Genomic DNA, 22,299 nt, shown 5'->3' on the forward strand with positions numbered 1-22,299 from the left:
CCGCCGCCCCGCTCTCTCCCGGCCCCCCGCATCCTCTTCTCCCGCCCGCACTCCGCACGACAGGAACGAGCACCCATGACGCTGTCCACTCCTCAGACCGCCTACGCCTCCGCCAAGCTCCAGGGCACCGGAGTGGGACGCGGGCTGGCCCTCGGGCCGGTCCTGCGCATGCCGGAGCCGCTGCCCGAACCCGAGGACACCGCCAGCACCCGCAGCGTCGCCCAGGAGGAGGAGCGCGCCGTCTCGTCGCTGTCCGCCACCGCCGCGACGATCCGCCACCGAGGCGAGCGGGCCGGCGGCTCGGCGAAGGACGTCCTCGACGCCCAGGCCCTGATGGCCGAGGACCCGTCCCTCGCGGACGACGTCAAGGCGCGGATCGCCGGGGGCAAGACCGCGGAGCGCGCCGTGCACGAGGCCTTCGCCGGCTTCCGCGACCTGCTCGTGGCGATGGGCGGCTACATGGCCGAGCGCGCGACCGACCTCGACGACGTCTCGCAGCGCGTCGTGGCGCACCTGCGCGGCGTCGCCGCTCCCGGCGTCCCCGAGTCGGACGAGCCGTTCGTGCTCGTCGCCCGCGACCTCGCTCCGGCCGACACGGCGCTGCTCGACCTCGAGAAGGTCCTCGGCCTGATCACCAGCGACGGTGGACCGACCTCGCACACGGCGATCCTCGCCCGGGAGAAGTCGATCACCGCCATCGTCGGCACCACCGGCGCCCTCGACCTGCGGGACGGCCAGCTCGTCATCCTCGACGCCACCTCCGGCGTCGTGACGGTGAACCCCTCGGACGCCGAGATCGGCGCCGCGAAGTCCTCGATCGCCAAGCGCGCCGAGATGCTCGCCGCACCGGTCGTCCCCGGCGCGCTGGCCGACGGCCACGCCGTGCCGCTGCTCGCGAACCTCGGCTCGGCCGACGGCGCTGCGAACGCGGTCGAGCTCGGCGCCGAGGGAGTGGGGCTGTTCCGCACCGAGTTCCTCTTCCTCGACGCGAAGGAGGCGCCCTCGGTCGCCGAGCAGGCGGAGCAGTACACGCGCCTGCTCGCCGCGTTCCCCGGCCGCAAGGTCGTCGTCCGCGCGCTCGACGCCGGCGCCGACAAGCCGCTGAGCTTCCTCAACGACGACCACGAGGAGAACCCGGCCCTCGGTCTCCGCGGACTGCGCGCCCTCCGCGCCAGCGAGCAGATCCTCCGCGACCAGCTCACCGCCCTCGCCCAGGCCGATGCCGCGACCGACGCCGACCTCTGGGTCATGGCGCCGATGGTCGCGACCGTGGACGAGACCCGCTACTTCACCTCGATGGCGCGGGAGCTCGGCATCCGCACCGCCGGAGTGATGGTGGAGGTCCCCTCCTCCGCCCTGCTCGCCGACCGCATCCTCGGAGTCGCGGACTTCGCCTCGATCGGCACCAACGACCTGACCCAGTACACGCTCGCCGCCGACCGCATGCTCGGCACGGTCTCGGCGTTCCAGGACCCGTGGCACCCGGCCGTGCTCCGCCTCGTCGGCGAGGTCGGCCGCGCGGGAGCGGCGCTGGGCAAGCCCGTCGGGATCTGCGGAGAAGCCGCCGCCGACCCGCTGCTCGCCGTGGTCCTCGTCGGCCTCGGCGCCACCACCCTCTCGATGTCGCCGTCGGCTCTCGCCGACGTCCGCGCCGAGCTGGCCGAGCACACCCTCGAGGACGCCAAGCGGTACGCGGAGCTCGCTCTCGCCGCCGACAGCGCCGCCGACGCCCGCCCCTAGAAATCGGAGAACACACCACATGACAACGACGTCAGCGACGTCGACGCGCGGTGGAGCGCGCGTCCACGTCCAGCGCTTCGGCACCTTCCTCTCGGGAATGGTCATGCCGAACATCGCGGCCTTCATCGCCTGGGGCTTCATCACGGCCCTCTTCATCCAGACCGGATGGCTCCCCCTCCTCGGCATCGACGCCACCTGGGTCCAGCAGTTCGGCGGCTGGAGCACGGATCCCGACGTCGTCAACACCGGCCTCGTCGCCCCGATGATCACCTACCTCCTCCCGCTCCTCATCGCGAACACCGGCGGCCGCATGGTCTACGGCGCCCGCGGAGGCGTGGTCGGCACCATCGCGACCATGGGCGTCATCGTCGGCGCCGGCATCCCGATGTTCATCGGCGCCATGATCATGGGCCCGCTGTCGGCGTGGCTCATGAAGAAGGTCGACTCGATCTGGGACGGCAAGATCAAGCCCGGCTTCGAGATGCTGGTCAACAACTTCTCCGCCGGAATCCTCGGCCTCCTCCTCGCGCTCCTCGCCTTCGCGGGCGTCGCGCCGCTCGTGGTCGGCCTCTCGACCGCCCTCGGTGCGGGCGTGGAGTTCCTGGTCAACGCGGGCCTGCTCCCGCTGACCTCGCTCTTCATCGAGCCGGCGAAGATCCTCTTCCTGAACAACGCCATCAACCACGGCATCCTCACGCCGCTGGGCGTCCAGCAGGCGGAGGAGGCGGGCAAGTCCTACCTCTTCCTCCTCGAGGCCAACCCCGGCCCCGGCATGGGCGTGCTCCTGGCCTTCGCGTTCTTCGGCGTCGGCGCGGCCCGCGCCTCCGCTCCCGGTGCGGCGATCATCCACTTCATCGGCGGCATCCACGAGATCTACTTCCCGTACGTGCTGATGAAGCCGGCGCTGCTCGCGGCCGTCATCCTCGGCGGTGCGACCGGTGTCGCGACGAACGTCGCGTTCAACTCCGGCCTCCGCGCCCCCGCCTCGCCCGGCTCGATCATCGCGGTGCTCCTGCAGACCGCGAACGACAGCTTCCTCGGCGTCATCCTCTCGGTGATCCTCGCGACCGCCGTGTCGTTCCTGGTGGCCTCGGTCATCATCCGGTCCGGCCGCAAGCGCGACCTGGCCGCGGAGCAGGAGGGCGACGACAAGCTCGCCGCCGCCGTCGCCGCCAACGAGGCGAACAAGGGCAAGGAGAGCGCCGTCGGCTCGCTCATCAACGCCCGCGGCGCCAACGCTCCGCAGGACTCGGCCGGCGCCTCGACCGCGGGGGCCACGGCCACCGCGACCCAGGTCCGGAACATCGTCTTCGCCTGCGACGCCGGCATGGGCTCGTCCGCGATGGGCGCCTCGGTGCTGCGGAACAAGATGAAGAAGGCGGGCTTCGAGGACGTCACGGTCACCAACAAGGCGATCGCCGCTCTCGAGGACGACGTGGACCTGGTCATCACCCAGGCCGAGCTCACGGAGCGCGCCCGCCAGCGCACCCCGGGCGCGATCCACGTCTCCGTGGACAACTTCATGAACAGCCCGAAGTACGACGAGGTCGTCTCGCTGGTCGCGGAGCAGCACGGCAAGTAGTACGCCAACCATTCGGAGGGAACCCGTAGGGTGCGACAGGGCGGACACGCTCCGCTCGCCCCTGCGGGTTCCCTCGCTGTCAGCACCTCCACGGAAGGACGCACCCCATGAGCGACGTGCTCACCATCGGACAGATCGACGCCTCCGGCACCGCCACCACGAAGGAGGCCGCCATCAAGGAGGCCGCCGACATGCTGGTCGGCGTCGGCGCGGTCACCCCCGCCTACTACGAGGCCATGCTCGCCCGCGAGGCGACCGTCTCGACCTACATGGGCAACCTGCTCGCCATCCCGCACGGCACCAACGACGCGAAGGACGAGATCCGCTCCTCCGCCCTCTCGTTCGTGCGCTATGCGCAGCCGATCGACTGGGACGGCAACGAGGTGCGCTTCGTCGTCGGCATCGCCGGCGTCGACAACGAGCACCTCGAGATCCTTTCCAAGATCGCGATCATCTTCTCGGAGGAGGACGAGGTGCAGAAGCTCCTCGACGCCCCGGACGCGCAGTCGCTCTACAGCCTGCTGGGCGAGGTCAACTCCTGATGCCCACCGCCGTCCACTTCGGCGCCGGCAACATCGGCCGCGGCTTCGTCGGCCTGATCCTGCACGGCGCCGGCTACGAGCTCGTCTTCGCCGACGTCAACTCCGAGCTGATCGGCCGCCTCGGCGCTGCCGACAGCTACGAGGTGCACGAGGTGGGGGAGGAGGCGGCCACGCACGTCGTCGACCGCTTCCGGGCGATCGACTCGGCCGCCGACGAGGAGGCTCTCGTCCGCGAGATCGCCGCCGCCGACATCGTCACCACGGCCGTCGGCCCGAACATTCTGCGCTTCGTCGCCCCCGTGATCGCGAAGGGCCTCGCGGCCCGCGACGAGTCGGCGCCGCGGCTGGCGGTCATGGCCTGCGAGAACGCGATCAACGCCACGCGCCTCCTGCAGACCGAGGTCGCCGCGAACCTCGGCGCGGACGAGTGGGAGCGCCTGCGCACCCGCGCCGTCTTCGCCGACACCGCGGTGGACCGCATCGTCCCGAACCAGGACCCGGGCCAGGGCCTGGACGTGACAGTGGAGAGCTTCTTCGAGTGGGTCGTCGACCGCACTTCGTTCGAGGGCACCGAGCCGGAGATCCCGGGCGCGACCTGGGTCGACGACCTCGAGCCCTTCATCGAGCGGAAGCTCTTCACGGTGAACACCGGCCACGCGACGGCCGCCTACACCGGCTTCGCGGCCGGAGCGCACAAGCTCTCCGACGCGCTGGCGATGCCCGAGGTGCACGACGCGGTCAAGGCCGCGCTCGAGGACACCAAGGCGCTCATCGTGGCCAAGCACGGCTTCAGCGACGAGGAGCAGCAGGCCTACCTCGAGAAGACGCTGAAGCGCTTCGCGAACCCGTACCTGACCGACACGGTCGACCGGGTGGGACGCCAGCCGCTGCGGAAGCTGTCGCGGCACGAGCGCTTCATCGGACCGGCGGCCGAGCTCGCCGACCGCGGGCGCACGCCGGAGGGCCTGCTCGCCGCGATCGGCGCCGCGCTGCGCTTCGACGTGCCCGAGGACCCCCAGAGCGTGGAGCTCCACGAGAAGCTGGCCGCGCTCAGCCCGGAGGAGTTCGTGGCGGAGGTCACCGGCCTCACGGCCGAGCATCCGCTCTTCGACCGGGTCGTGGCGGTCGTGCGCGGGTAGTCCCGTGGCCGCACGGCGGCGGACGACGACGAGATCCCCTGCTTCTCGCGGGGGACCTCGTCGTCGTCTGCGGCGGCTCGGGCGGAGCGCTAGAACAGCCGCCAGCGGGTGAGCGGCCAGGCCACGGCGAAGACGCGTCCGGTGACCCTGTCGATCGGCACGGTCTTCACGCACGTGTCGATCGGCCCGCCGGCGCCGCGGCACTCGCCGAGCGAGTCGTTGGAGTTCGACCGGTGGTCGCCCAGGACGAAGAGGGAGCCCTCGGGGACGGTGTACTCGTCGAAGCAGCGGAGGGACGCGGGGCTCGTCGTGCAGTCGAGGGTCCCGGCGGTGAAGGGGAAGTCCTCGAACACGTAGGACTCGTCCAGCGGCTTCCCGTCGACCAGCACGTGCCCCTCGGCGTCGCAGCAGGAGACGGTGTGGCCCCCCTCGGCGATCAGCCTCTTGACGAGGAACTCCTCGTGGGAGGGGCCGATGCTGGTGACGTCGCCGAAGGTCTTCACGATCTCGGAGAGGGGGCTGCCGGCCTCGTCGCTCGCGCCCCAGTCGGCGTCGCGCGAGAAGACGACGATCTGCCCCTCCTCCGGCCCGCCCTGGAGGGCGAGGGTGCGGTCGACCAGGATGCGGTCGCCGAAGAACCCGCCGCCCTGGAGGGTGTTCTCCATCGAGCCGGTCGGCACCGTGTACACCTTCACGAAGAAGGTCTGCACCAGGGCGATGACCGCGATCGCCGCCAGGATCGTCACCACCGGGTGCGAGTACCAGCTCCGCCTCGCGGTCGCTGACCTCGTCGTGCGCGCCATGTGCTCTCCCTCCGGCTCGACGGAGCCAGCCTAGGCGGCGGCGGACGCGGGGCCCGGCAGGGGGCGCGCGTCGGGCGCGGAGGCGGAGGAGGGGGCGACACGCCCGAGGTGGCGGAACGGCCGCGATTCGCGTAGCATCGACCCTTGGTGTTTTGCGCGTGCTCCGGCATGCCCGCGAACCCCGATCCGGGCTCTCGCCCGGTGGTGGATCGTCGCGGAAACATTCGCACGACCAGTACACACACTACTTCCGAACGACAGTGAGGCTATGGCCAAAAAAGACGGTGTCATCGAAATCGAAGGTGCGGTTGTCGAGGCGCTCCCCAACGCGATGTTCCGCGTGGAGCTGACCAACGGACACAAAGTTCTCGCCCATATCTCGGGCAAGATGCGTCAGCACTACATCCGGATCCTCCCCGAGGACCGGGTGATCGTGGAGCTGAGCCCCTACGACCTGACCCGCGGCCGGATCGTCTACCGCTACAAGTAGGCGTTCGCTCCGCTGACGTTCGCGACGTGCGTGTCCTGTAAGGAACGGCCCCGGCATCCGCCGGGAGCACGACGCCAGCGAAAACAAGGACAAGAACAATGAAGGTCAACCCCAGCGTCAAGCGCATCTGCGACCACTGCAAGATCATCCGCCGCCACGGCAACGTGATGGTCATCTGCAGCAGCAACCCCCGCCACAAGCAGCGCCAGGGCTAGTCCCGCTGCTTCCGCGAGGGAGCGCAGGGGCGGCGTGCCGCCCCCACTGCACAACTGAACACACCCGCAGCACCAGAAATCGCGCAGCACCCCGGCGACCCCGGGGTGGACGGCGAGGACACCTTCGGTCGGAGGCCGAGGCACCGGTGCTGCTTCACACCTCCACTCACTCACAGGAGAAGCCACAATGGCACGTCTGGCAGGAGTAGACATCCCGCGCGAGAAGCGCGTGGAGGTCGCACTGACCTACATCTACGGTGTCGGCCGCACTCGCGCGCTCAAGACCCTGAGCGACACCGGGATCGACGGCAACATCCGCGTCAAGGACCTCAGCGACGACCAGCTCGTCTCGCTCCGCGACTACATCGAGGGCAACTACAAGGTGGAGGGCGACCTCCGCCGCGAGGTCGCCGCCGACATCCGCCGCAAGGTCGAGATCGGCTCGTACGAGGGCCTCCGCCACCGTCGCGGCCTCCCGGTCCGTGGACAGCGCACCAAGACGAACGCGCGCACCCGCAAGGGACCCAAGCGCACCGTCGCCGGCAAGAAGAAGGCCGGCCGCAAGTAACGCGGGCGACACGGACCTAGAGGAGATACAGAATTGGCTACCCCCAAGTCGGCCGCGCGCAAGCCGCGCCGCAAGGAGAAGAAGAACATCGCTGTGGGCCAGGCCCACATCAAGTCGACGTTCAACAACACCATCGTCTCGATCACCGACCCCTCCGGGGCCGTCATCAGCTGGGCCTCGTCCGGTGGAGTCGGCTTCAAGGGCTCGCGCAAGTCGACGCCGTTCGCCGCCCAGCTCGCCGCCGAGTCGGCCGCGCGCCAGGCTCAGGAGCACGGCATGAAGAAGGTGGACGTCTTCGTGAAGGGCCCCGGCTCGGGTCGTGAGACCGCGATCCGCTCGCTCCAGGCCGCAGGCCTCGAGGTCGGCTCGATCAACGACGTCACCCCGCAGGCGCACAACGGCTGCCGCCCGCCCAAGCGTCGTCGCGTCTAAGCAGCACTCGCAGCCGTCGGCCGGCCGCACGAACCGCCTCCGGGCGGGGAGTGCGGCCGGCCGACGGATCGCGCATTTCTTTCACAACTCCACACCTCGCAAACGCACGTGTCATATAGCGGACACGTGATCGAAAGGAATCATCAGTGCTTATCGCACAGCGTCCGACGCTCACCGAGGAGAACATCTCGGAGTTCCGTTCCCGCTTCGTCATCGAGCCCCTCGAGCCCGGCTTCGGCTACACGCTCGGCAACTCGCTGCGTCGCACCCTGCTGTCCTCCATCCCCGGCGCTGCTGTCACCAGCATCCGGATCGACGGAGTCCTGCACGAGTTCACGACCGTCCCGGGCGTCCGCGAGGACGTCACCGAGATCATCCTGAACATCAAGGGACTCGTCGTCTCCTCCGAGCACGACGAGCCGATCACCGCCTACCTGCGCAAGCAGGGAGCCGGCCAGGTCACCGCCGCGGACATCTCGGCTCCGGCCGGTGTCGAGATCCACAACCCGGAGCTCGTCATCGCCACGCTGAACGACAAGGCGAAGTTCGAGCTCGAGCTCACGATCGAGCGCGGCCGCGGCTACGTCTCGGCGACCCAGAACCGCAGCGAGTTCTCCGAGGCCGGCCAGATCCCGGTCGACTCGATCTACTCGCCCGTGCTGAAGGTCACCTACCGCGTCGAGGCCACCCGTGCCGGCGAGCGCACCGACTTCGACCGCCTGGTCGTGGACGTGGAGACGAAGGCCGCGATCTCGCCGCGCGACGCCATCGCCTCCGCCGGACGCACGCTGACCGAGCTGTTCGGTCTCGCCCGCGAGCTGAACAACGCGGCCGAGGGCATCGAGATCGGCCCCGCGCCGGTCGACGCGGTCCTCTCGACCGAGCTGTCCATGCCCATCGAGGACCTCGACCTCTCGGTGCGCAGCTACAACTGCCTCAAGCGCGAGGGCATCAACAACGTCAATGAGCTCGTCGCCCTCTCGGAGACGCAGCTCATGAACATCCGCAACTTCGGTCAGAAGTCGGTGGATGAGGTCAAGGAGAAGCTGACGGAGCTCGGCCTGTCGCTCAAGGACTCGGTCCCCGGGTTCGACGGCGCCCACTTCTACAGCTACGACGACGAGAGCATCTAGGTCCTCCGCTCCGGAGCCCCGGCTCCTCGCGTCCGACCTGCTGACACCCCTTTAGTACTGGAGTAAACCCATGCCCAAGCCCACCAAGGGCCCCCGCCTCGGAGGCGGACCCGCACACGAGCGCCTGCTGCTGGCGAACCTGGCCGCGGCCCTGTTCACGCACAAGAGCATCAAGACGACCGAGACCAAGGCCAAGCGCCTTCGTCCGCTCGCCGAGCGCCTGGTGACCTTCGCCAAGCGCGGCGACCTGCACGCCCGCCGTCGCGTCCTCGCGACGATCGGCGACAAGTCGGTCGTCCACGAGCTCTTCACCGAGATCGCTCCGCTCGTCGCCGAGCGCGAGGGCGGCTACACCCGCATCACCAAGATCGGCCCCCGCAAGGGAGACAACGCGCCCATGGCCGTGATCGAGCTCGTCCTCGAGCCCGTCACGCCCAAGGCGAAGAAGTCGCGCACCGCCACGGCGCCCGTGTCCGCTCCGGTGGACGAGGCCCCCGCCGAGGAGACCACTGCCGAGGAGACCCCCGTCGAGGAGGCGCCCGTGCAGGACGCTCCCGTCGAGGACGCCGCGCAGGACGCTCCTGTCGAGGAGACCGGCGCGACCAAGTAGTCACGCCCCCTCTGCCGAGAGCCCTCCGTCCCCTCCGGGGCGGGGGGCTCTCGTCGTTCCACGGGGCCGAGTGGCGCGAATCGTCGCTTACGATGGCACGGCTGCGCTCGTCGGGTGCGGCCGCGTCACGACCGGCGCTCCCGGGGTCCGCCCCGACGATCCTCGGAGGACTCCTGTGCGACTGCGCTCCTCGGCCGCTGCGGCGCTCCTCGCCCTGGCACTCGCGGGCGGAGTGAGCGGCTGCGCCTCCGGCGAGGTGATCGACGTGCCGGAGTCGGCGGGTCTCGCGAGCACGACCCCCGTGCCGTCGGCCGCACCGACCGTGTCCTCCGTGCCCTCCGTGCCGTCGAGCGGGGGCGTGGACTGCGCGACCGCTCTCCCCGCCTCCCTGGTCGAGCAGGAGGCCGGCTCGACGGCGGGCACCGTGTCGATCACCGCCGCGGGAGACACGTGCTCCTACGCCGTCGACGGCGGCGACCCGGTCGTCGTGCTGACGCTGCACCGCGGGCCCCTCGTCGAGACCTTCACCGGTGCGGGCGAGGCGCTCGGCGCCGTGCCGGTCTCGCTGGGCACGGCCGCCTACTGGGTGCAGGGCATCGCCTCCGCTCCCTCCGAGCTGGCCGTGCTCGCAGGCGGCTGGGAGGCGCGGATCGTCTCCTCGGTCGGCGAGCAGTCGACGCTGGTCGGCTAGGCGGTCTCGGCCCTGGCGGCCGTCGACGTCCCGCTCGCGGTCGCCTGAGCCGCGACCACGGCGCGCTCTAGACTCGTCCGATGCTCCACCGCGTCCGCCTCGACCTGGCCTACGACGGCTCGCACTTCTCCGGGTGGGCCAAGCAGCCCGGCCTCCGCACCGTGCAGGGGGTGCTCGAGGAGTCGCTCGCCCTGGTGCTGCGCTCCGAGCAGCACCCGACCGTGACGGTCGCCGGGCGCACCGACGTCGGCGTGCACGCCAGCGCCCAGGTCGCCCACGTCGACCTCACCCCCGAGCAGTGGGGCCGCATCAGCACCGGCCGGCGCCGACCGGGGGAGGAGCCGTTCCCGCCCGCGTCGATCCTGGAGCGGCGGCTCCGCGGGATCCTCGGGCAGTACACCGACGTCTCGGTGCACCGGGTGACGGAGGCGCCGGAGGGGTTCGACGCGCGGTTCTCGGCGCGCTGGCGGCGGTACGAGTACCGGCTGGCCGACGCCTCCTCGATGCGCCACCCGCTCGACCGCACGTACACCACCTGGATCACCGACTCCCTCGACCTCGACGCGATGTCGGCCGCGGCCCGCTCGCTCCTGGGCCTGCACGACTACGCGTCGTTCTGCCGTGCCCGCGTAGGGGCCACCACCATCCGGAGCCTGCTCGACTTCACCTGGGAGCGAGACGCCGACGGAGTCCTGCACGCCCACCTGCGCGCGGACGCCTTCTGCCACAGCATGGTGCGGGCCCTCGTGGGGGCGTGCGTCGCGGTCGGCGCCGGGAAGCTCGAGGCGGGGGCGGTCCCGCTGCTCCGCGACGCCGCCAGACGGACCAACGCGTTCGCGGTGATGCCGGCCCGCGGCCTCATTCTCCGCGAGGTCGACTACCCCGAGGACGACGCGCTCGCCGAGCGGGCCCTGCTCACCCGCGCGAAGCGCACCGTGCGGACCGAGGGGCCGGACCCGGAGGACTCGGAGTGAGGCGAGGGCGCGCGCCCGCGCCCCGCGACCCGTGGCGGCTCGGGTCGCACCTCCCGGTGCCGGAGCCCCTGCCGCCACGATCCGTGCTTGGCCGCACGGGGGCTTTGCTGTAATGTCGACCCTTGGTGTTTTCGGCCGTGTGCCGAGCGCCCGAAGTTGAGCCCTCCACCGGATCGGTTCGTCCCCCTCGAGGGTCGAACGGCCACGGAGCGGGATCCACGAACACCTCACTCCGACCAGAAAGCAGCACTCACGTGACTCGCACTTTTTCTCCGAAGCCGGCTGACGTCCAGCACGACTGGATCGTCATCGACGCGTCCGACGTCGTGCTCGGCCGTCTCGCCACCCACGCCGCGGCGCTCCTGCGCGGCAAGCACAAGGCCACCTTCGCGCCGCACATGGACATGGGCGACTTCGTCATCATCGTCAACGCGGAGAAGGTCGCCCTCACCGGCCAGAAGCTCCTCCAGAAGAAGGCCTACCGCCACTCCGGCTACCCGGGCGGCCTCTCGGCCACCACGTACGCCGAGCTCCTCGAGAAGAACCCGGTCCGCGCCGTCGAGAAGGCCATCCGCGGCATGCTCCCCAAGAACTCCCTCGGCCGCGCCCAGCTGCGCAAGCTGAAGGTCTACACGGGATCCGAGCACCCCCACGCGGCCCAGCAGCCGCAGGCGTACGCCTTCACCCAGGTCGCCCAGTAGGCTCCGGCCCTCCCCGACACCCCAGACTTCGAAGACAAAGGATCACCTACACCGTGGCGAAGATCGCAGACCAGATCGACGTGGCTCCCGAGAGCTACTCCACCGAAAGCCCGGCCACCGAGGCGTCCACGACGCCCCGCGCCGTCCTCAACGTCTCCGGCGCAGCCGTGGGCCGACGCAAGCAGGCCATCGCCCGCGTGCGCCTCGTCCCCGGCAACGGCGGCATGACCGTCAACGCCCGCGAGTTCGCGGAGTACTTCCCCAACAAGCTGCACCAGCAGCTGATCACCGACCCCTTCAAGGTGCTCGACCTGATCGGCTCCTACGACGTGGTCGCCAAGATCACCGGCGGCGGCCCCTCCGGTCAGGCCGGCGCGCTGCGCCTCGCCATCGCCCGTGCACTCAACGAGATCGACCGCGAGAACAACCGCGCGATCCTGAAGAAGGCGGGCTTCCTGACCCGCGACGCCCGCGTCATCGAGCGCAAGAAGGCCGGTCTCAAGAAGGCCCGCAAGGCGTCCCAGTTCTCGAAGCGCTAGTCGACGCGGCCTGACGGCCGCACGACCAGCAGCTCGAGAAGGGACTGCGCACCATGCCGCGCCTGTTCGGAACAGACGGCGTCCGTGGCCTCGCGAATCGCGAGGTCACGGCCGACCTGGCTCTCGGCCTCGCCCAGGCGGCCGCCCGTGTACTCGGAGCGGCCGCCCGGGCCGAGGGCCGTCGGCCCGTCGCCGTGCTCGCCCGCGACCCCCGCATCTCCGGTCAGTTCATCGGAGCCGCGGTCGCGGCGGGTCTCGCGAGCGCGGGAGTCGACGTGCTCGATGCGGGCGTCATCCCGACGCCCGCCACCGCCTACCTCATCGCCGACGAGAACGCCGACTTCGGCGTGATGATCTCGGCCTCGCACAACCCTGCCGCCGACAACGGCATCAAGTTCTTCGCCGCCGGCGGACGCAAGCTTCCGGACGAGCTCGAGAACCGCATCGAAGCGGCCCTCGGGGTCCCCCCGCTCACGCCGACCGGAGCCGACGTCGGCCGCATCACCCGCTTCTCCGACGCGGAGGACCGCTATGTTCTCCACCTGCTCGGATCCCTCGAGGGCACCCGTCTCGACGGCCTGCACGTGGTCATCGACTGCGCGCACGGCGCCGCCGCCGGCATCTCGCCCCAGGTGTTCACCGACGCCGGAGCGACCGTCACCGTCATCGGCAACGACCCCGACGGCCTCAACATCAACGACGGAGTGGGCTCCACCCACCTCGACAACGTCGCCGACGCCGTCCGCGCGGCCGGCGCCGACATCGGCATCGCCCACGACGGCGACGCCGACCGCTGCCTCGCGGTGGACGCCGAGGGCTGCATCGTCGACGGCGACCAGATCATGGCTATCCTCGCGACCGCCATGGCCCGCCGCGGCGCCCTCCGCGACGACGTCCTCGTGGCCACCGTCATGAGCAATCTCGGCCTCAAGCTCGCCATGCGCGACGCCGGCATCCGCGTCATCGAGACCGCGGTCGGCGACCGCTACGTCCTCGAGGCGATGAACGACGGCGGCTACTCGCTCGGCGGGGAGCAGTCCGGCCACGTCATCATGAGCCGCTACGCCACCACCGGCGACGGCGTGCTCACCGGCCTCCAGCTCGCGGCCGAGATGGCCCGGACCGGACGCACGATCGCCGACCTGGCCGCCGTCATGTCCGTCTTCCCGCAGACCCTCCTCAACGTGCGCGGCGTCGACCGCGAGGGCGTCCGCGACGACGAGGTCATCGCCTCCGCCGTCGCCGACGCCACCGCCGAGCTCGGCAGCGACGGCCGCGTGCTCCTGCGCCCCTCCGGCACGGAGCCGATGGTGCGCGTCATGGTCGAGGCGAAGACGCAGGAGACGGCCGACCGCCTCGCCGAATCGCTCGCCGCGGTCGTGCTCGAGCGGCTGCGTTCTTAAGGAGCCGCTCCCTGCGCGGCTCCTCGCGGTCGGCTTGGGGAGGTGGTCGCGATGGGTGGAGCGGGGCGCGTTCGCCGCGGGTGAATCGCTTGGCACGCGGCTGTGTTCGTTGCGGGGCCGCTCCCTGCGCGGCCCCTCGCGGTCGGCTTGGCGAGGTGGTTGCGATGGGTGGAGCGGGGCGCGTTCGCCGCGGGTGAATCGCTTGGCACGCGATTCTCACGACGGCTGTGTTCGTTGCGGGGCCGCTCCCTGCGCGGCCCCTCGCGGTCGGCTTGGCGAGGTGGTTGCGATGGCTGGAGCGGGGCGCGTTCGCCGCGGGTGAATCGCTTGGCACGCGATTCCCACGACGGCTCGTGGGTTGGGCCGCTCCCTGCGCGGCCCCTCGCGGTCGGCTTGGCGAGGTGGTCACGATGGGTGGAGCGGGTCGCGTTCGCCGCGCGGGAATCGCTTGGCACGCGGCGGTGCTTGTTGCGGGGCCGCTCCTTGCGCGGCACCTCGCGGTCGGCTTCGCGAGGTGGTTGCACGGGTGGAGCGGGTCGCGTTCGCCGCGCGTGAATCGCTTGGCACGCGATTCCCGCCGACGGCTCGCGGGTGGTCCCGAGCCTGCACCGATCCTGCGGTGGAGGGGTTCGAGGAGGTCGGTGGCTGCGCGGTGCGCGCGGCGGCGAACAGCGACCGGGGGCGCGGTCAGATCTTGCGGAGGAGGACCGAGGAGACGGTGTGGTCGGCCTGCTTGCGGAGGACCAGGCTCGCGCGGGAGCGGGTGGGGCGCACGTTCTGCAGCAGGTTCGGCTCGTTGATCGCGGCCCAGATGCTCCGCGCGCGCTCACGGGCCTCGTCCGGACTGAGCGCCGCGTAGCGGTGGAAGTAGGAGTTCGGATTCGCGAACGCGCCCTGCTGCAGGGTGAGGAAGCGCTCCTCGTACCAGCGCGCGATGTCGCTGGTCCGGGCGTCGACGTAGACGGTGAAGTCGAACAGGTCGCTGACCGCCAGGCCGTGACCGGGCACCGGCGGCTGCAGCACGTTCAGGCCCTCGACGATCAGCACGTCCGGCCGCCGCACGACGATCTCGGCGTCGGGGACGATGTCGTAGGAGAGGTGCGAGTAGAACGGCGCGCGCACCTCCGCGGCCCCGCCCTTCACCTCCGAGACGAAGCGCAGCAGCGCCCGCCGGTCGTACGACTCGGGGAAGCCCTTGCGGCTCATCAGACCGCGGCGCTCCAGCTCGCGGTTGGGCAGCAGGAAGCCGTCGGTGGTCACCAGCTCGACGCGGGGCGTGTCCTCCCAGCGGGCGAGCAGCTCCCGCAGCAGGCGCGCGATCGTCGACTTGCCCACCGCGACCGACCCCGCGACGCCGATCACGAACGGAGTCGGCTGCGCGCGCTCCCCGAGGAACGTGCTCGTCGCGCGGTGCAGGTGCCGCGCGCCACCGGCGTACAGGCTCAGCAGGCGCGAGAGCGGCAGGTAGACCTCCGCGACCTCGGTGAGGCTCAGCCGGTCGCCCAGCCCCCGCAGCTGCACGACCTCGGTCTCCGACAGCGGCAGCTCCGTGGTGCGGGCGAGCTCGGCCCAGTCGGAGCGGACGATCTCGACGAAGGGGGAGGGGTGCGCGTCGCGTGCGGGATCGCGAGGAGACGACGGCATGGGGACCGATCCTAGCGTCCGCCCCGCCGGGTGCCCGACGCCGCGGGAGGCGCCTCCGCGCCGCTTAGAATCGAGCGCATGTGTGGAATCGTTGGATACGTCGGTGAGCGCGACAGCCTGGCCGTGCTGCTCGGGGGCCTGAAGCGTCTGGAGTACCGCGGCTACGACTCGGCCGGCGTGGCCGTGATCGACGCCGACGGGCAGCTCGACAGCCGCAAGCGCTCGGGCAAGCTCAGCGTCCTCGTCGACGACCTCGAAGCGCACCCGCTGGCCGAGGGCACCACGGGCATCGGCCACACCCGCTGGGCGACGCACGGCGGCCCGACCGACCGCAACGCCCACCCCCACCTCGCGGACGAGGGCAGGCTCGCCGTCATCCACAACGGCATCATCGAGAACTTCCAGCCGCTCAAGGAGCAGCTGCTCGCCGAGGGCGCCGTCTTCGAGAGCGAGACCGACACCGAGGTCGCCGCGCACCTGATCGCCCGCGAGTACCGCCGCACCGGCGACCTCGTGCTCGCCTTCCAGGCCGTCGTCGCGCACCTCGAGGGCGCGTTCACCCTGCTCGCCCTGCACCAGGACCAGCCCGGCGTGGTCGTCGGCGCGCGCCGCAACTCGCCGCTCGTGATCGGCCTGGGCGACGGGGAGAACTTCCTCGGCTCCGACGTCGCGGCGTTCGTCGAGTTCACCCGCCGCGCGGTCGCCATCGGCCAGGACCAGATCGTCACGATCACCCCGGAGCTCGTCACGGTGACCGACTTCTTCGGCAACCCCGTCGAGACCGAGCCGTTCGAGATCGCCTGGGACGCGTCGGCGTCCGAGAAGGGCGGCTGGTCGAGCTTTATGGCCAAGGAGATCACCGAGGGCCCCGAGGCCGTCGCGAACACGCTCCGCGGCCGCATCCACGAGGGCGCGATCACGCTGCCGGAGCTCGACGCGCTCGGCCCGGTGCTGACGGAGATCGACCGCATCACGATCATCGCCTGCGGCACGGCCGCCTACTCGGGCATGGTCGCCAAGTACGCGATCGAGAAGTGGGCGCGCGTCCCCGTCGAGGTCGAGCTCAGCCACGAGTTCCGCTACCGCGACCCGGTGCTCACCCCGCGCACCCTCGTCGTCTCGATCAGCCAGTCCGGCGAGACGATGGACACGCTGATGGCGGTCAAGTACGCCCGCGAGCACGGCGCCAAGACGCTCTCGGTCTGCAACACCCAGGGCGCGACGATCCCACGCGAGTCGGATGCCGTGCTCTACACGCACGCGGGCCCGGAGGTGGCGGTCGCCTCGACCAAGGCCTTCGTCGCCCAGATCGCGGCGCTCTACCTCTTCGGGCTGCACCTCGCCGCGGTGCGCGGAGCCGCCTCCACCGAGCTCGTCGCCTCGCAGGCGGCCCAGCTCGCCGCGATCCCGGAGAAGCTCTCCCGCGTGCTCGACGCCTCCGACGACATCGCCCAGCTGGCCGGCTGGATGGCCGACACCCGCGCGGTGCTGTTCCTCGGCCGCCACGTCGGCTACCCGGTGGCGCTCGAGGGCGCGCTGAAGCTCAAGGAGCTCGCCTACATCCACGCCGAGGGCTTCGCGGCGGGCGAGCTCAAGCACGGCCCGATCGCACTGATCGAGCCTGGCCAGGTCGTCTTCGTGATCGTGCCGAGCCCGAGCGAGTCGTACGAGCTGCAGCGCAAGGTGATCTCGAACATCCAGGAGATCAAGGCCCGCGGCGCCCGCGTCATCGCGATCGCGGAGCAGGGCGACACGGCCGCGATCCAGATCGCCGACGAGGTCGTGCCGATCCCGCTCGCCGACCCGCTGTTCGAGCCGCTGCTCGCCGTCACCCCGTTGCAGATGTTCGCGATGGAGCTCGCCGCCGCCAAGGGCCTCGACGTCGACCAGCCGCGCAATCTCGCCAAGTCGGTCACGGTCGAGTGATCGAGCCGTGATCGTGGGGATCGGGGTGGACGTCGTGGACCTCGCGCGCTTCGAGCGCTCGCTGACGCGCACGCCCCGGCTCCGCGACCGGCTGTTCGCCGAGAGCGAACGCTCGCTCCCCGTCGCCTCGCTGGCGGGCCGCTTCGCCGCCAAGGAGGCGCTGATCAAGGCGCTCGGCGACTCCGTGGGCGCCCGCTGGCACGACATGGTCGTCGAGCGGGACGAGCACGGGAATCCGTCCTTCGCGCTGCACGGCCCGGCCCGGGCGGCCGCGGAGGCGCGCGGGATCACGCGCGTGCACCTCTCGATGACGCACGACGCGGGCGTGGCCTGCGCGTTCGTGGTGGCAGAGTCGTGAGCGTCCCCGCGTCGTACCGCGAGGCGGTGATCGACGTCGACGCGATGGCGGCGAACGCCGCGCGTCTGCGCGAGCTCACCGGCGCCCGCCGGCTGATGGCCGTCGTCAAGGCCAGCGGCTACGGGCACGGCGCCCTGGCCGCGGCGCAGGCGGCGCTCGACGGCGGCGCGGACGCCCTCGGCACCGCGGAGCTGCGGGAGGCCGTGGCCCTGCGCGAGGCAGGCGTCGTCGCTCCGATCCTCTGCTGGCTGCACGACCCCGGCGAGGACTTCGACGCGGCGCTCGAGCACTCGATCGACGTCGCCGTCTCCTCGGTCGACCAGCTCGACACGCTCGCGCAGTCGGCGGAGGACCGCGGCGTGCGCGCGGCCGTGCAGCTCAAGGTCGACACGGGCCTCAGCCGCAACGGCGCCGCGGAGGAGGAGTGGCCGCACCTGGCGGAGGCGCTCGCCCGTCACAGCGCTCGCGGCACCGTCCACCTCACCGGGCTGCTCTCGCACCTGTCCAACACCTCGCGCGAGGACGACCTCGCCCAGCTCGCGCTCCTCCGCCGCGCCGAGGCCGTGCTGGCGGCGCACGGGGTGCAGGCGCCGGTCCTGCACCTCGCGGCGACGGCGGCGGCGCTGCGCCTCCCGGAAGCACGCCTCGACATGGTGCGCAGCGGCATCGCCCTCTACGGACTCTCGCCGTTCGAGGACGAGACCTCGCTCCAGCTCGGGCTCGTCCCGGCGATGACGCTCCAGGGCCGCGTCGCCGGCGTCCGCCGGGTGCCCCACGGGACCGGCGTGAGCTACGACTACACCTGGCGGGCCGAGGGCGGGACGACCCTCGCGCTCGTGCCGTTCGGCTACGCGGACGGCATCCCGCGGAGCGCCTCCGGCGTCGCGGAGGTCTCGATCGGCGGCCGCCGCCACCGGATCGCCGGGCGGGTCGCGATGGACCAGTTCGTCGTCGACGTGGGGGATGCGAGCGTCGCGACGGGCGACCCGGTGACGCTCTGGGGCGACCCGACGACCGGCGTCCCCTCGGTCGACGAGTGGGCGCGGTGGTGCGGCACCATCAACTACGAGCTGGTCACCCGGCTCGGGCCGCGGGTCCAGCGGCGGCTGCTGAGCGCGGCGGACGGCCGTGCCTGAGCGCTCCTGGTTCGCGGACCGCGTCGTCGAGGTCGCCGATCCGGAGGCCATGGCGGAGCTCGGCCGCGAGCTCGGCCGAATGCTGCGCGCCGGCGACCTGCTGGTGCTGACCGGGCCGCTCGGCGCGGGCAAGACGACCTTCACGCGCGGGCTCGGCGAGGGCCTCGACGTGCGGGGTCCCGTGACGAGCCCCACCTTCGTGATCGCGCGGACGCATCCGCCGCTGCACGACGGGCCGCCGCTCGTGCACGTCGACGCCTACCGCGTGGGCTCGCCGGTCGAGCTCGACGACCTCGACCTCGATCCGGCGCGCTCTGTGATCGTCGTGGAGTGGGGGGCCGGGATGCTGGACGGCGTCGCGGAGTCCTGGCTCGACGTGGTCATCGAGCGGCCGACCGCCGGCTCCGACGCCGAGGAGGGCGAGGAGCCGATCGAGCCGCGGACCGTCCGCTTCCGCGGCACCGGCTGGAGCTGAGCCCGCGGGTACCCTGGACGCGTGCTCCTCGCGATCGACACCTCCTCCGGAACCTCCGTCGCCGTCGTCGACTCCGCGGGCGCCGTGCGCTCGGAGCGCACCGAGACCGACACCATGCGCCACGCGGAGGTGGTCGGCCGGCTGATCCAGGAGGCGCTCGAGGCGGCCGACGTGGCTCCCGGGGGGATCGAGGCGGTCGCCGTGGGCATGGGCCCCGGCCCCTTCACCGGCCTCCGGGTCGGGATCGCCGCCGCCCGGGCCTTCGCGCTCGGCCGCGGCGTCCCCACCCTCCCCGTGGTCTCGCACGACGCGATCGCGCTCGCCGCGCTGCGGCACGGGCGCGCCGCGGGCTTCCTCGTCGTCACCGACGCCCGCCGCCGCGAGCTGTACTGGAGCGCCTACGACGGGCTCGACGACCAGGGACTCCCCGTCCGCGTCGCCGGCCCGGGCCTGGACAAGCCGCCTGCCCTCCCGCATCCGGAGCTCCCGCGCCTGGAGGCCGAGTCGGTCTCCGCCGGCGAGCTCGGAGTCGTGGCCGCCCGCCTGCGCGCTGCCGGCCGGCCCGGCGCCGAGGACGAGCCCCTCTACCTCCGCTCGCCCGACGTCACGCTGTCGGCCGGTCCCAAGCGGGTGACCGCATGAGCGAGGCCGTGCTCCGCGACGCGCAGCCGGACGACCTCGACGCCGTCATGGCGATCGAGCAGTCCGAGTTCGCCGGCGACGCCTGGTCGCGCGGGATGATGGCGGAGGAGATCCGGAGCCGTCACACCCGGTACCTGATCGCCGAGCAGGACGGCGAGGTGGTCGGCTACGCCGGGCTCCTCTGCCCCGTCGGCGCCCACGAGGGCGACGTGCAGACGATCGCGGTCGTCGCCCGGGTCCGCCGCACCGGCCTCGGCCGCCGACTGCTGCGCGCGCTCCTCGAGGCGGCCGGCGAACGCGGCGCCCGCGAGGTCTTCCTCGAGGTCCGCGCCGACAACCCCGCCGCGCAGACCCTCTACCGCTCGGAGGGCTTCGAGGAGATCGGCGTCCGCCCCGCCTACTACCAGCCCGACGGAGTGGACGCGATCGTGATGCGCCTGCCGCCGACCCCGACCCAGGAGACCCCGTGAGCACCGGACCCCTCGTCCTCGGCATCGAGACCAGCTGCGACGAGACGGGGATCGGCATCGTCCGCGGCACGACGCTGCTCTCGAACACCATCGCCTCCTCGATGGAGGAGCACGCCCGCTACGGCGGCGTCGTGCCCGAGGTGGCCGCCCGGGCGCACCTGGAGGCGCTCGAGCCCGCCCTGCACGCGGCGCTTTCCGAGGCCGGTGTCGCGCTCGGCGACCTGGACGCGATCGCGGTCACCAGCGGACCGGGGCTCTCGGGCGCCCTCATGGTCGGCGTCGGAGCGGCGAAGGCGCTCGCCGTCTCGCTCGGCCTGCCGCTCTACGCCGTGAACCACCTCGTCGGCCACGTGGGAGCCGACGTCCTCCGGGCCGACGGCAGCGAGGGCAGCCCCGTCGAGGTGCCGACGATCGCGCTGCTGGTCTCGGGCGGGCACACCTCGCTCCTGCACGTCCGCGATCTGGTGTCGGACGTCGAGCTGCTCGGCGAGACCATCGACGACGCCGCCGGCGAGGCCTTCGACAAGGTGGCGCGCGTCCTGGGCCTGCCCTATCCCGGCGGACCGCAGATCGACCGGGTGGCGGCGGACGGGGACCCGAAGGCGATCCGCTTCCCCCGCGGGCTCAGCCTGCCGAAGGACCTCGAGCGCCACCGCTACGACTTCTCGTTCTCAGGGCTGAAGACCGCGGTCGCCCGCTGGGTCGAGAAGCGCCAGGACGCGGGGGAGGAGGTGCCCGTGGCCGACGTCGCGGCGAGCTTCCGCGAGGCGGTCGCCGACGTCCTGCTCACGAAGGCGCTCGCCGCCTGCCGCGACCGGGGCGTGCCGCGCCTCCTGCTCGGGGGCGGCGTGGTCGCCAACGCCCGGGTGCGCGCTCTGGCGGAGGAGCGGTGCGCGGCCGCGGGAGTGACCCTGCGGATCCCGGCGCTCTCGCTCTGCACCGACAACGGCGCGATGATCGCCGCACTGGCGGCGCAGCTGATCGAGGCGGGGCATCCGCCGTCGGGGCTCGGCTTCGGGGCCGACTCGACCCTCCCGGTCACCGAGATCCAGGTCCGCTGAGGCCTCTACCGGGCGGCGGCCGGGGCGCGCAAGCGCCGTCCAGCTTTTTGACAGGCGGATCGTGCCACTGCCACTCTTGGCCGCATCCGCTCGTTCCTGACCCTGGGGGATTCCATGACCACTCCGTACACGCCCGCGTCCGACCGCTACAACATCCTGGCGATCATCGGCTTCATCGCCTCGTTCTTCGTCTCCATCGTGGGCATCGTGCTGGGCTTCATCGCCCTGTCGCAGATCAAGCGCACGGGGGAGAAGGGCCGCGGCCTCGCCCTCGCCGCCGTCATCATCGGCTTCGTCGCGATCATCATCACCATCATCTCGTTCGTCGCGCTCTTCTCGATCGCGGCGACCATGCCCTCGACCGGGTACTGATCGACACGCCTCCGAGGCTCGGGGGCGCCCGCACCACCAGGAGGACACCGTGACCGACGACACCGCGCCCGGACCGCAGACCGGACCGGCGCCCGCGCCGTTCGCCCCTCCGCTCGGCGAGCCGTCGGCGGCCTACCCGCCGCCGACGGCCGCCGCCGATCCCTACCCCGGTCTCCCGCCCCGCCGCCCGCCGATGAATCCGCTCGCGGTCGCGGCTCTGGTGTGCGGACTGCTGGGGCTGGCGCCCGCCGCCATCGTCCTCGGCCACATCGGCTTCGCCCAGGCCCGACGCTCCGGACAGCGCGGCCGCGGTCTCGCGGTCGCCGGCTTCGTGCTGGGCTACCTCGCGATCGTCCTCGCGGTGATCGCCTACCTCGCCTGGACGGCCTTCGTCGGCGACCTGCGCGACGGCGGCTACCTGCCCGCGTGAGCGGACGGAACCCCTCCGCCGCCGCCCGGGTGCTGGCTAGACTCGCGCCATGAGCGACGACAGCACCCGTCCCGGCCCCGGCTCCGACGAGCAGCACGGCTCCGTCCCGGTCCCGCCGGCCCCGCCCGTCCTCGTCGCCGCGGTGCTCACCCAGGCGAGGCTCCGGCAGAAGGCGGAGGCGAAGTTCGGCGAGTTCGCCCGCTCGATGCTCTTCACGGACGCG

At 71.8% G+C, this 22,299-nt stretch carries 26 protein-coding genes; 24 read left to right on the forward strand and 2 right to left on the reverse strand.

The window, feature by feature from the left end:
- Nucleotides 1-168: 168 nt before the first annotated feature.
- The 4 genes from ptsP to C5C50_RS15015 all read left to right on the forward strand — a co-directional run bounded on the left by ptsP (nucleotide 169) and on the right by C5C50_RS15015 (nucleotide 5,003).
- Nucleotides 169-1,740, forward strand: coding sequence for a phosphoenolpyruvate--protein phosphotransferase (gene ptsP, locus C5C50_RS15000; RefSeq protein ID WP_374954507.1), 1,572 nt, complete (start codon nucleotides 169-171; stop codon nucleotides 1,738-1,740).
- 19 nt (nucleotides 1,741-1,759) lie between these two features.
- Nucleotides 1,760-3,322, forward strand: coding sequence for a PTS mannitol transporter subunit IICB (locus C5C50_RS15005; protein WP_104224995.1), 1,563 nt, complete (start codon nucleotides 1,760-1,762; stop codon nucleotides 3,320-3,322).
- A gap of 107 nt (nucleotides 3,323-3,429) precedes the next feature.
- On the forward strand, nucleotides 3,430-3,864 hold the full coding sequence (locus C5C50_RS15010) for a PTS sugar transporter subunit IIA (RefSeq protein ID WP_104224996.1): 435 nt from the start codon (nucleotides 3,430-3,432) through the stop codon (nucleotides 3,862-3,864).
- Nucleotides 3,864-5,003, forward strand: coding sequence for a mannitol-1-phosphate 5-dehydrogenase (locus C5C50_RS15015; protein WP_104273815.1), 1,140 nt, complete (start codon nucleotides 3,864-3,866; stop codon nucleotides 5,001-5,003). The genes C5C50_RS15010 and C5C50_RS15015 overlap by 1 nt, the downstream gene beginning before the upstream one ends.
- An 89-nt stretch (nucleotides 5,004-5,092) precedes the next feature.
- Here the strand turns inward: C5C50_RS15015 and lepB are convergent, their stop codons facing one another.
- Complete coding sequence (gene lepB / locus C5C50_RS15020; RefSeq protein WP_104269409.1) at nucleotides 5,093-5,806, reverse strand: signal peptidase I; 714 nt, start codon at nucleotides 5,804-5,806, stop codon at nucleotides 5,093-5,095.
- A 268-nt stretch (nucleotides 5,807-6,074) separates the two neighbouring features.
- Between lepB and infA the strand changes: the two genes are divergently transcribed.
- From infA to glmM, 11 genes are all read left to right on the forward strand, one after another.
- Nucleotides 6,075-6,296 (forward strand): translation initiation factor IF-1, encoded by a 222-nt coding sequence (gene infA / locus C5C50_RS15025; RefSeq protein WP_022883252.1) that lies wholly within the window; start codon nucleotides 6,075-6,077, stop codon nucleotides 6,294-6,296.
- A gap of 98 nt (nucleotides 6,297-6,394) precedes the next feature.
- Nucleotides 6,395-6,511 carry a 50S ribosomal protein L36 gene (rpmJ, locus tag C5C50_RS15030; protein WP_055787164.1) on the forward strand — a complete coding sequence of 39 codons (117 nt, stop codon included), beginning with the start codon at nucleotides 6,395-6,397 and terminating at the stop codon, nucleotides 6,509-6,511.
- 187 nt (nucleotides 6,512-6,698) lie between these two features.
- Complete coding sequence (rpsM, locus tag C5C50_RS15035) at nucleotides 6,699-7,079, forward strand: 30S ribosomal protein S13 (RefSeq protein ID WP_068251511.1); 381 nt, start codon at nucleotides 6,699-6,701, stop codon at nucleotides 7,077-7,079.
- Between the two features lie 33 nt (nucleotides 7,080-7,112).
- A complete protein-coding gene (rpsK, locus tag C5C50_RS15040) occupies nucleotides 7,113-7,511 on the forward strand; it encodes a 30S ribosomal protein S11 (RefSeq protein WP_055787170.1) in 399 nt (132 codons plus the stop codon).
- Nucleotides 7,512-7,657: 146 nt separating this feature from the next.
- A complete protein-coding gene (locus C5C50_RS15045) occupies nucleotides 7,658-8,644 on the forward strand; it encodes a DNA-directed RNA polymerase subunit alpha (protein ID WP_104224999.1) in 987 nt (328 codons plus the stop codon).
- Nucleotides 8,645-8,714: 70 nt separating this feature from the next.
- Nucleotides 8,715-9,254, forward strand: coding sequence for a 50S ribosomal protein L17 (gene rplQ / locus C5C50_RS15050; protein WP_104225000.1), 540 nt, complete (start codon nucleotides 8,715-8,717; stop codon nucleotides 9,252-9,254).
- Nucleotides 9,255-9,429: 175 nt separating this feature from the next.
- The gene (locus C5C50_RS15055; RefSeq protein WP_104273816.1) at nucleotides 9,430-9,945 is read left to right on the forward strand and encodes a hypothetical protein; all 516 of its coding nucleotides are present in this window, start codon (nucleotides 9,430-9,432) and stop codon (nucleotides 9,943-9,945) included.
- Between the two features lie 80 nt (nucleotides 9,946-10,025).
- Nucleotides 10,026-10,919, forward strand: a complete 894-nt coding sequence (locus C5C50_RS15060; protein WP_104261555.1) for a tRNA pseudouridine(38-40) synthase TruA — start codon at nucleotides 10,026-10,028, stop codon at nucleotides 10,917-10,919.
- Between the two features lie 254 nt (nucleotides 10,920-11,173).
- On the forward strand, nucleotides 11,174-11,620 hold the full coding sequence (gene rplM, locus C5C50_RS15065) for a 50S ribosomal protein L13 (RefSeq protein WP_104225003.1): 447 nt from the start codon (nucleotides 11,174-11,176) through the stop codon (nucleotides 11,618-11,620).
- A gap of 53 nt (nucleotides 11,621-11,673) precedes the next feature.
- Entirely contained in the window at nucleotides 11,674-12,159 is a 486-nt protein-coding gene (gene rpsI / locus C5C50_RS15070; RefSeq protein ID WP_104225004.1) for a 30S ribosomal protein S9, read from the forward strand.
- A 53-nt stretch (nucleotides 12,160-12,212) separates the two neighbouring features.
- Nucleotides 12,213-13,562 (forward strand): phosphoglucosamine mutase, encoded by a 1,350-nt coding sequence (glmM, locus tag C5C50_RS15075; protein ID WP_104273817.1) that lies wholly within the window; start codon nucleotides 12,213-12,215, stop codon nucleotides 13,560-13,562.
- A gap of 687 nt (nucleotides 13,563-14,249) precedes the next feature.
- Here the strand turns inward: glmM and coaA are convergent.
- The gene (coaA, locus tag C5C50_RS15080) at nucleotides 14,250-15,206 is read right to left on the reverse strand and encodes a type I pantothenate kinase (RefSeq protein WP_104234153.1); all 957 of its coding nucleotides are present in this window, start codon (nucleotides 15,204-15,206) and stop codon (nucleotides 14,250-14,252) included.
- 78 nt (nucleotides 15,207-15,284) lie between these two features.
- Between coaA and glmS the strand changes: the two genes are divergently transcribed.
- From glmS to C5C50_RS15125, 9 genes are all read left to right on the forward strand, one after another.
- Entirely contained in the window at nucleotides 15,285-17,132 is a 1,848-nt protein-coding gene (gene glmS / locus C5C50_RS15085; RefSeq protein WP_104227413.1) for a glutamine--fructose-6-phosphate transaminase (isomerizing), read from the forward strand.
- Nucleotides 17,133-17,139: 7 nt separating this feature from the next.
- Entirely contained in the window at nucleotides 17,140-17,490 is a 351-nt protein-coding gene (locus C5C50_RS15090; RefSeq protein WP_104225009.1) for a holo-ACP synthase, read from the forward strand.
- Nucleotides 17,487-18,626: an alanine racemase gene (gene alr / locus C5C50_RS15095; RefSeq protein ID WP_104273818.1), complete on the forward strand. Its 1,140-nt coding sequence runs from the start codon at nucleotides 17,487-17,489 to the stop codon at nucleotides 18,624-18,626. The genes C5C50_RS15090 and alr overlap by 4 nt, the downstream gene beginning before the upstream one ends.
- A 49-nt stretch (nucleotides 18,627-18,675) precedes the next feature.
- A complete protein-coding gene (tsaE, locus tag C5C50_RS15100) occupies nucleotides 18,676-19,101 on the forward strand; it encodes a tRNA (adenosine(37)-N6)-threonylcarbamoyltransferase complex ATPase subunit type 1 TsaE (RefSeq protein ID WP_104273819.1) in 426 nt (141 codons plus the stop codon).
- Nucleotides 19,102-19,122: 21 nt separating this feature from the next.
- A complete protein-coding gene (gene tsaB, locus C5C50_RS15105) occupies nucleotides 19,123-19,743 on the forward strand; it encodes a tRNA (adenosine(37)-N6)-threonylcarbamoyltransferase complex dimerization subunit type 1 TsaB (RefSeq protein WP_104248199.1) in 621 nt (206 codons plus the stop codon).
- On the forward strand, nucleotides 19,740-20,213 hold the full coding sequence (gene rimI, locus C5C50_RS15110) for a ribosomal protein S18-alanine N-acetyltransferase (RefSeq protein ID WP_104263585.1): 474 nt from the start codon (nucleotides 19,740-19,742) through the stop codon (nucleotides 20,211-20,213). The genes tsaB and rimI overlap by 4 nt, the downstream gene beginning before the upstream one ends.
- The gene (gene tsaD, locus C5C50_RS15115) at nucleotides 20,210-21,274 is read left to right on the forward strand and encodes a tRNA (adenosine(37)-N6)-threonylcarbamoyltransferase complex transferase subunit TsaD (protein WP_104225013.1); all 1,065 of its coding nucleotides are present in this window, start codon (nucleotides 20,210-20,212) and stop codon (nucleotides 21,272-21,274) included. The genes rimI and tsaD overlap by 4 nt, the downstream gene beginning before the upstream one ends.
- 114 nt (nucleotides 21,275-21,388) lie before the next feature.
- Nucleotides 21,389-21,646 carry a DUF4190 domain-containing protein gene (locus C5C50_RS15120; protein ID WP_104225014.1) on the forward strand — a complete coding sequence of 86 codons (258 nt, stop codon included), beginning with the start codon at nucleotides 21,389-21,391 and terminating at the stop codon, nucleotides 21,644-21,646.
- A gap of 49 nt (nucleotides 21,647-21,695) precedes the next feature.
- Complete coding sequence (locus tag C5C50_RS15125; protein ID WP_104234159.1) at nucleotides 21,696-22,076, forward strand: DUF4190 domain-containing protein; 381 nt, start codon at nucleotides 21,696-21,698, stop codon at nucleotides 22,074-22,076.
- Nucleotides 22,077-22,299: the final 223 nt, after the last annotated feature.

The organism is Rathayibacter sp. AY1D9 (assembly GCF_002932395.1).
In the GTDB taxonomy this organism is placed as follows: Bacteria; Actinomycetota; Actinomycetes; order Actinomycetales; family Microbacteriaceae; genus Rathayibacter.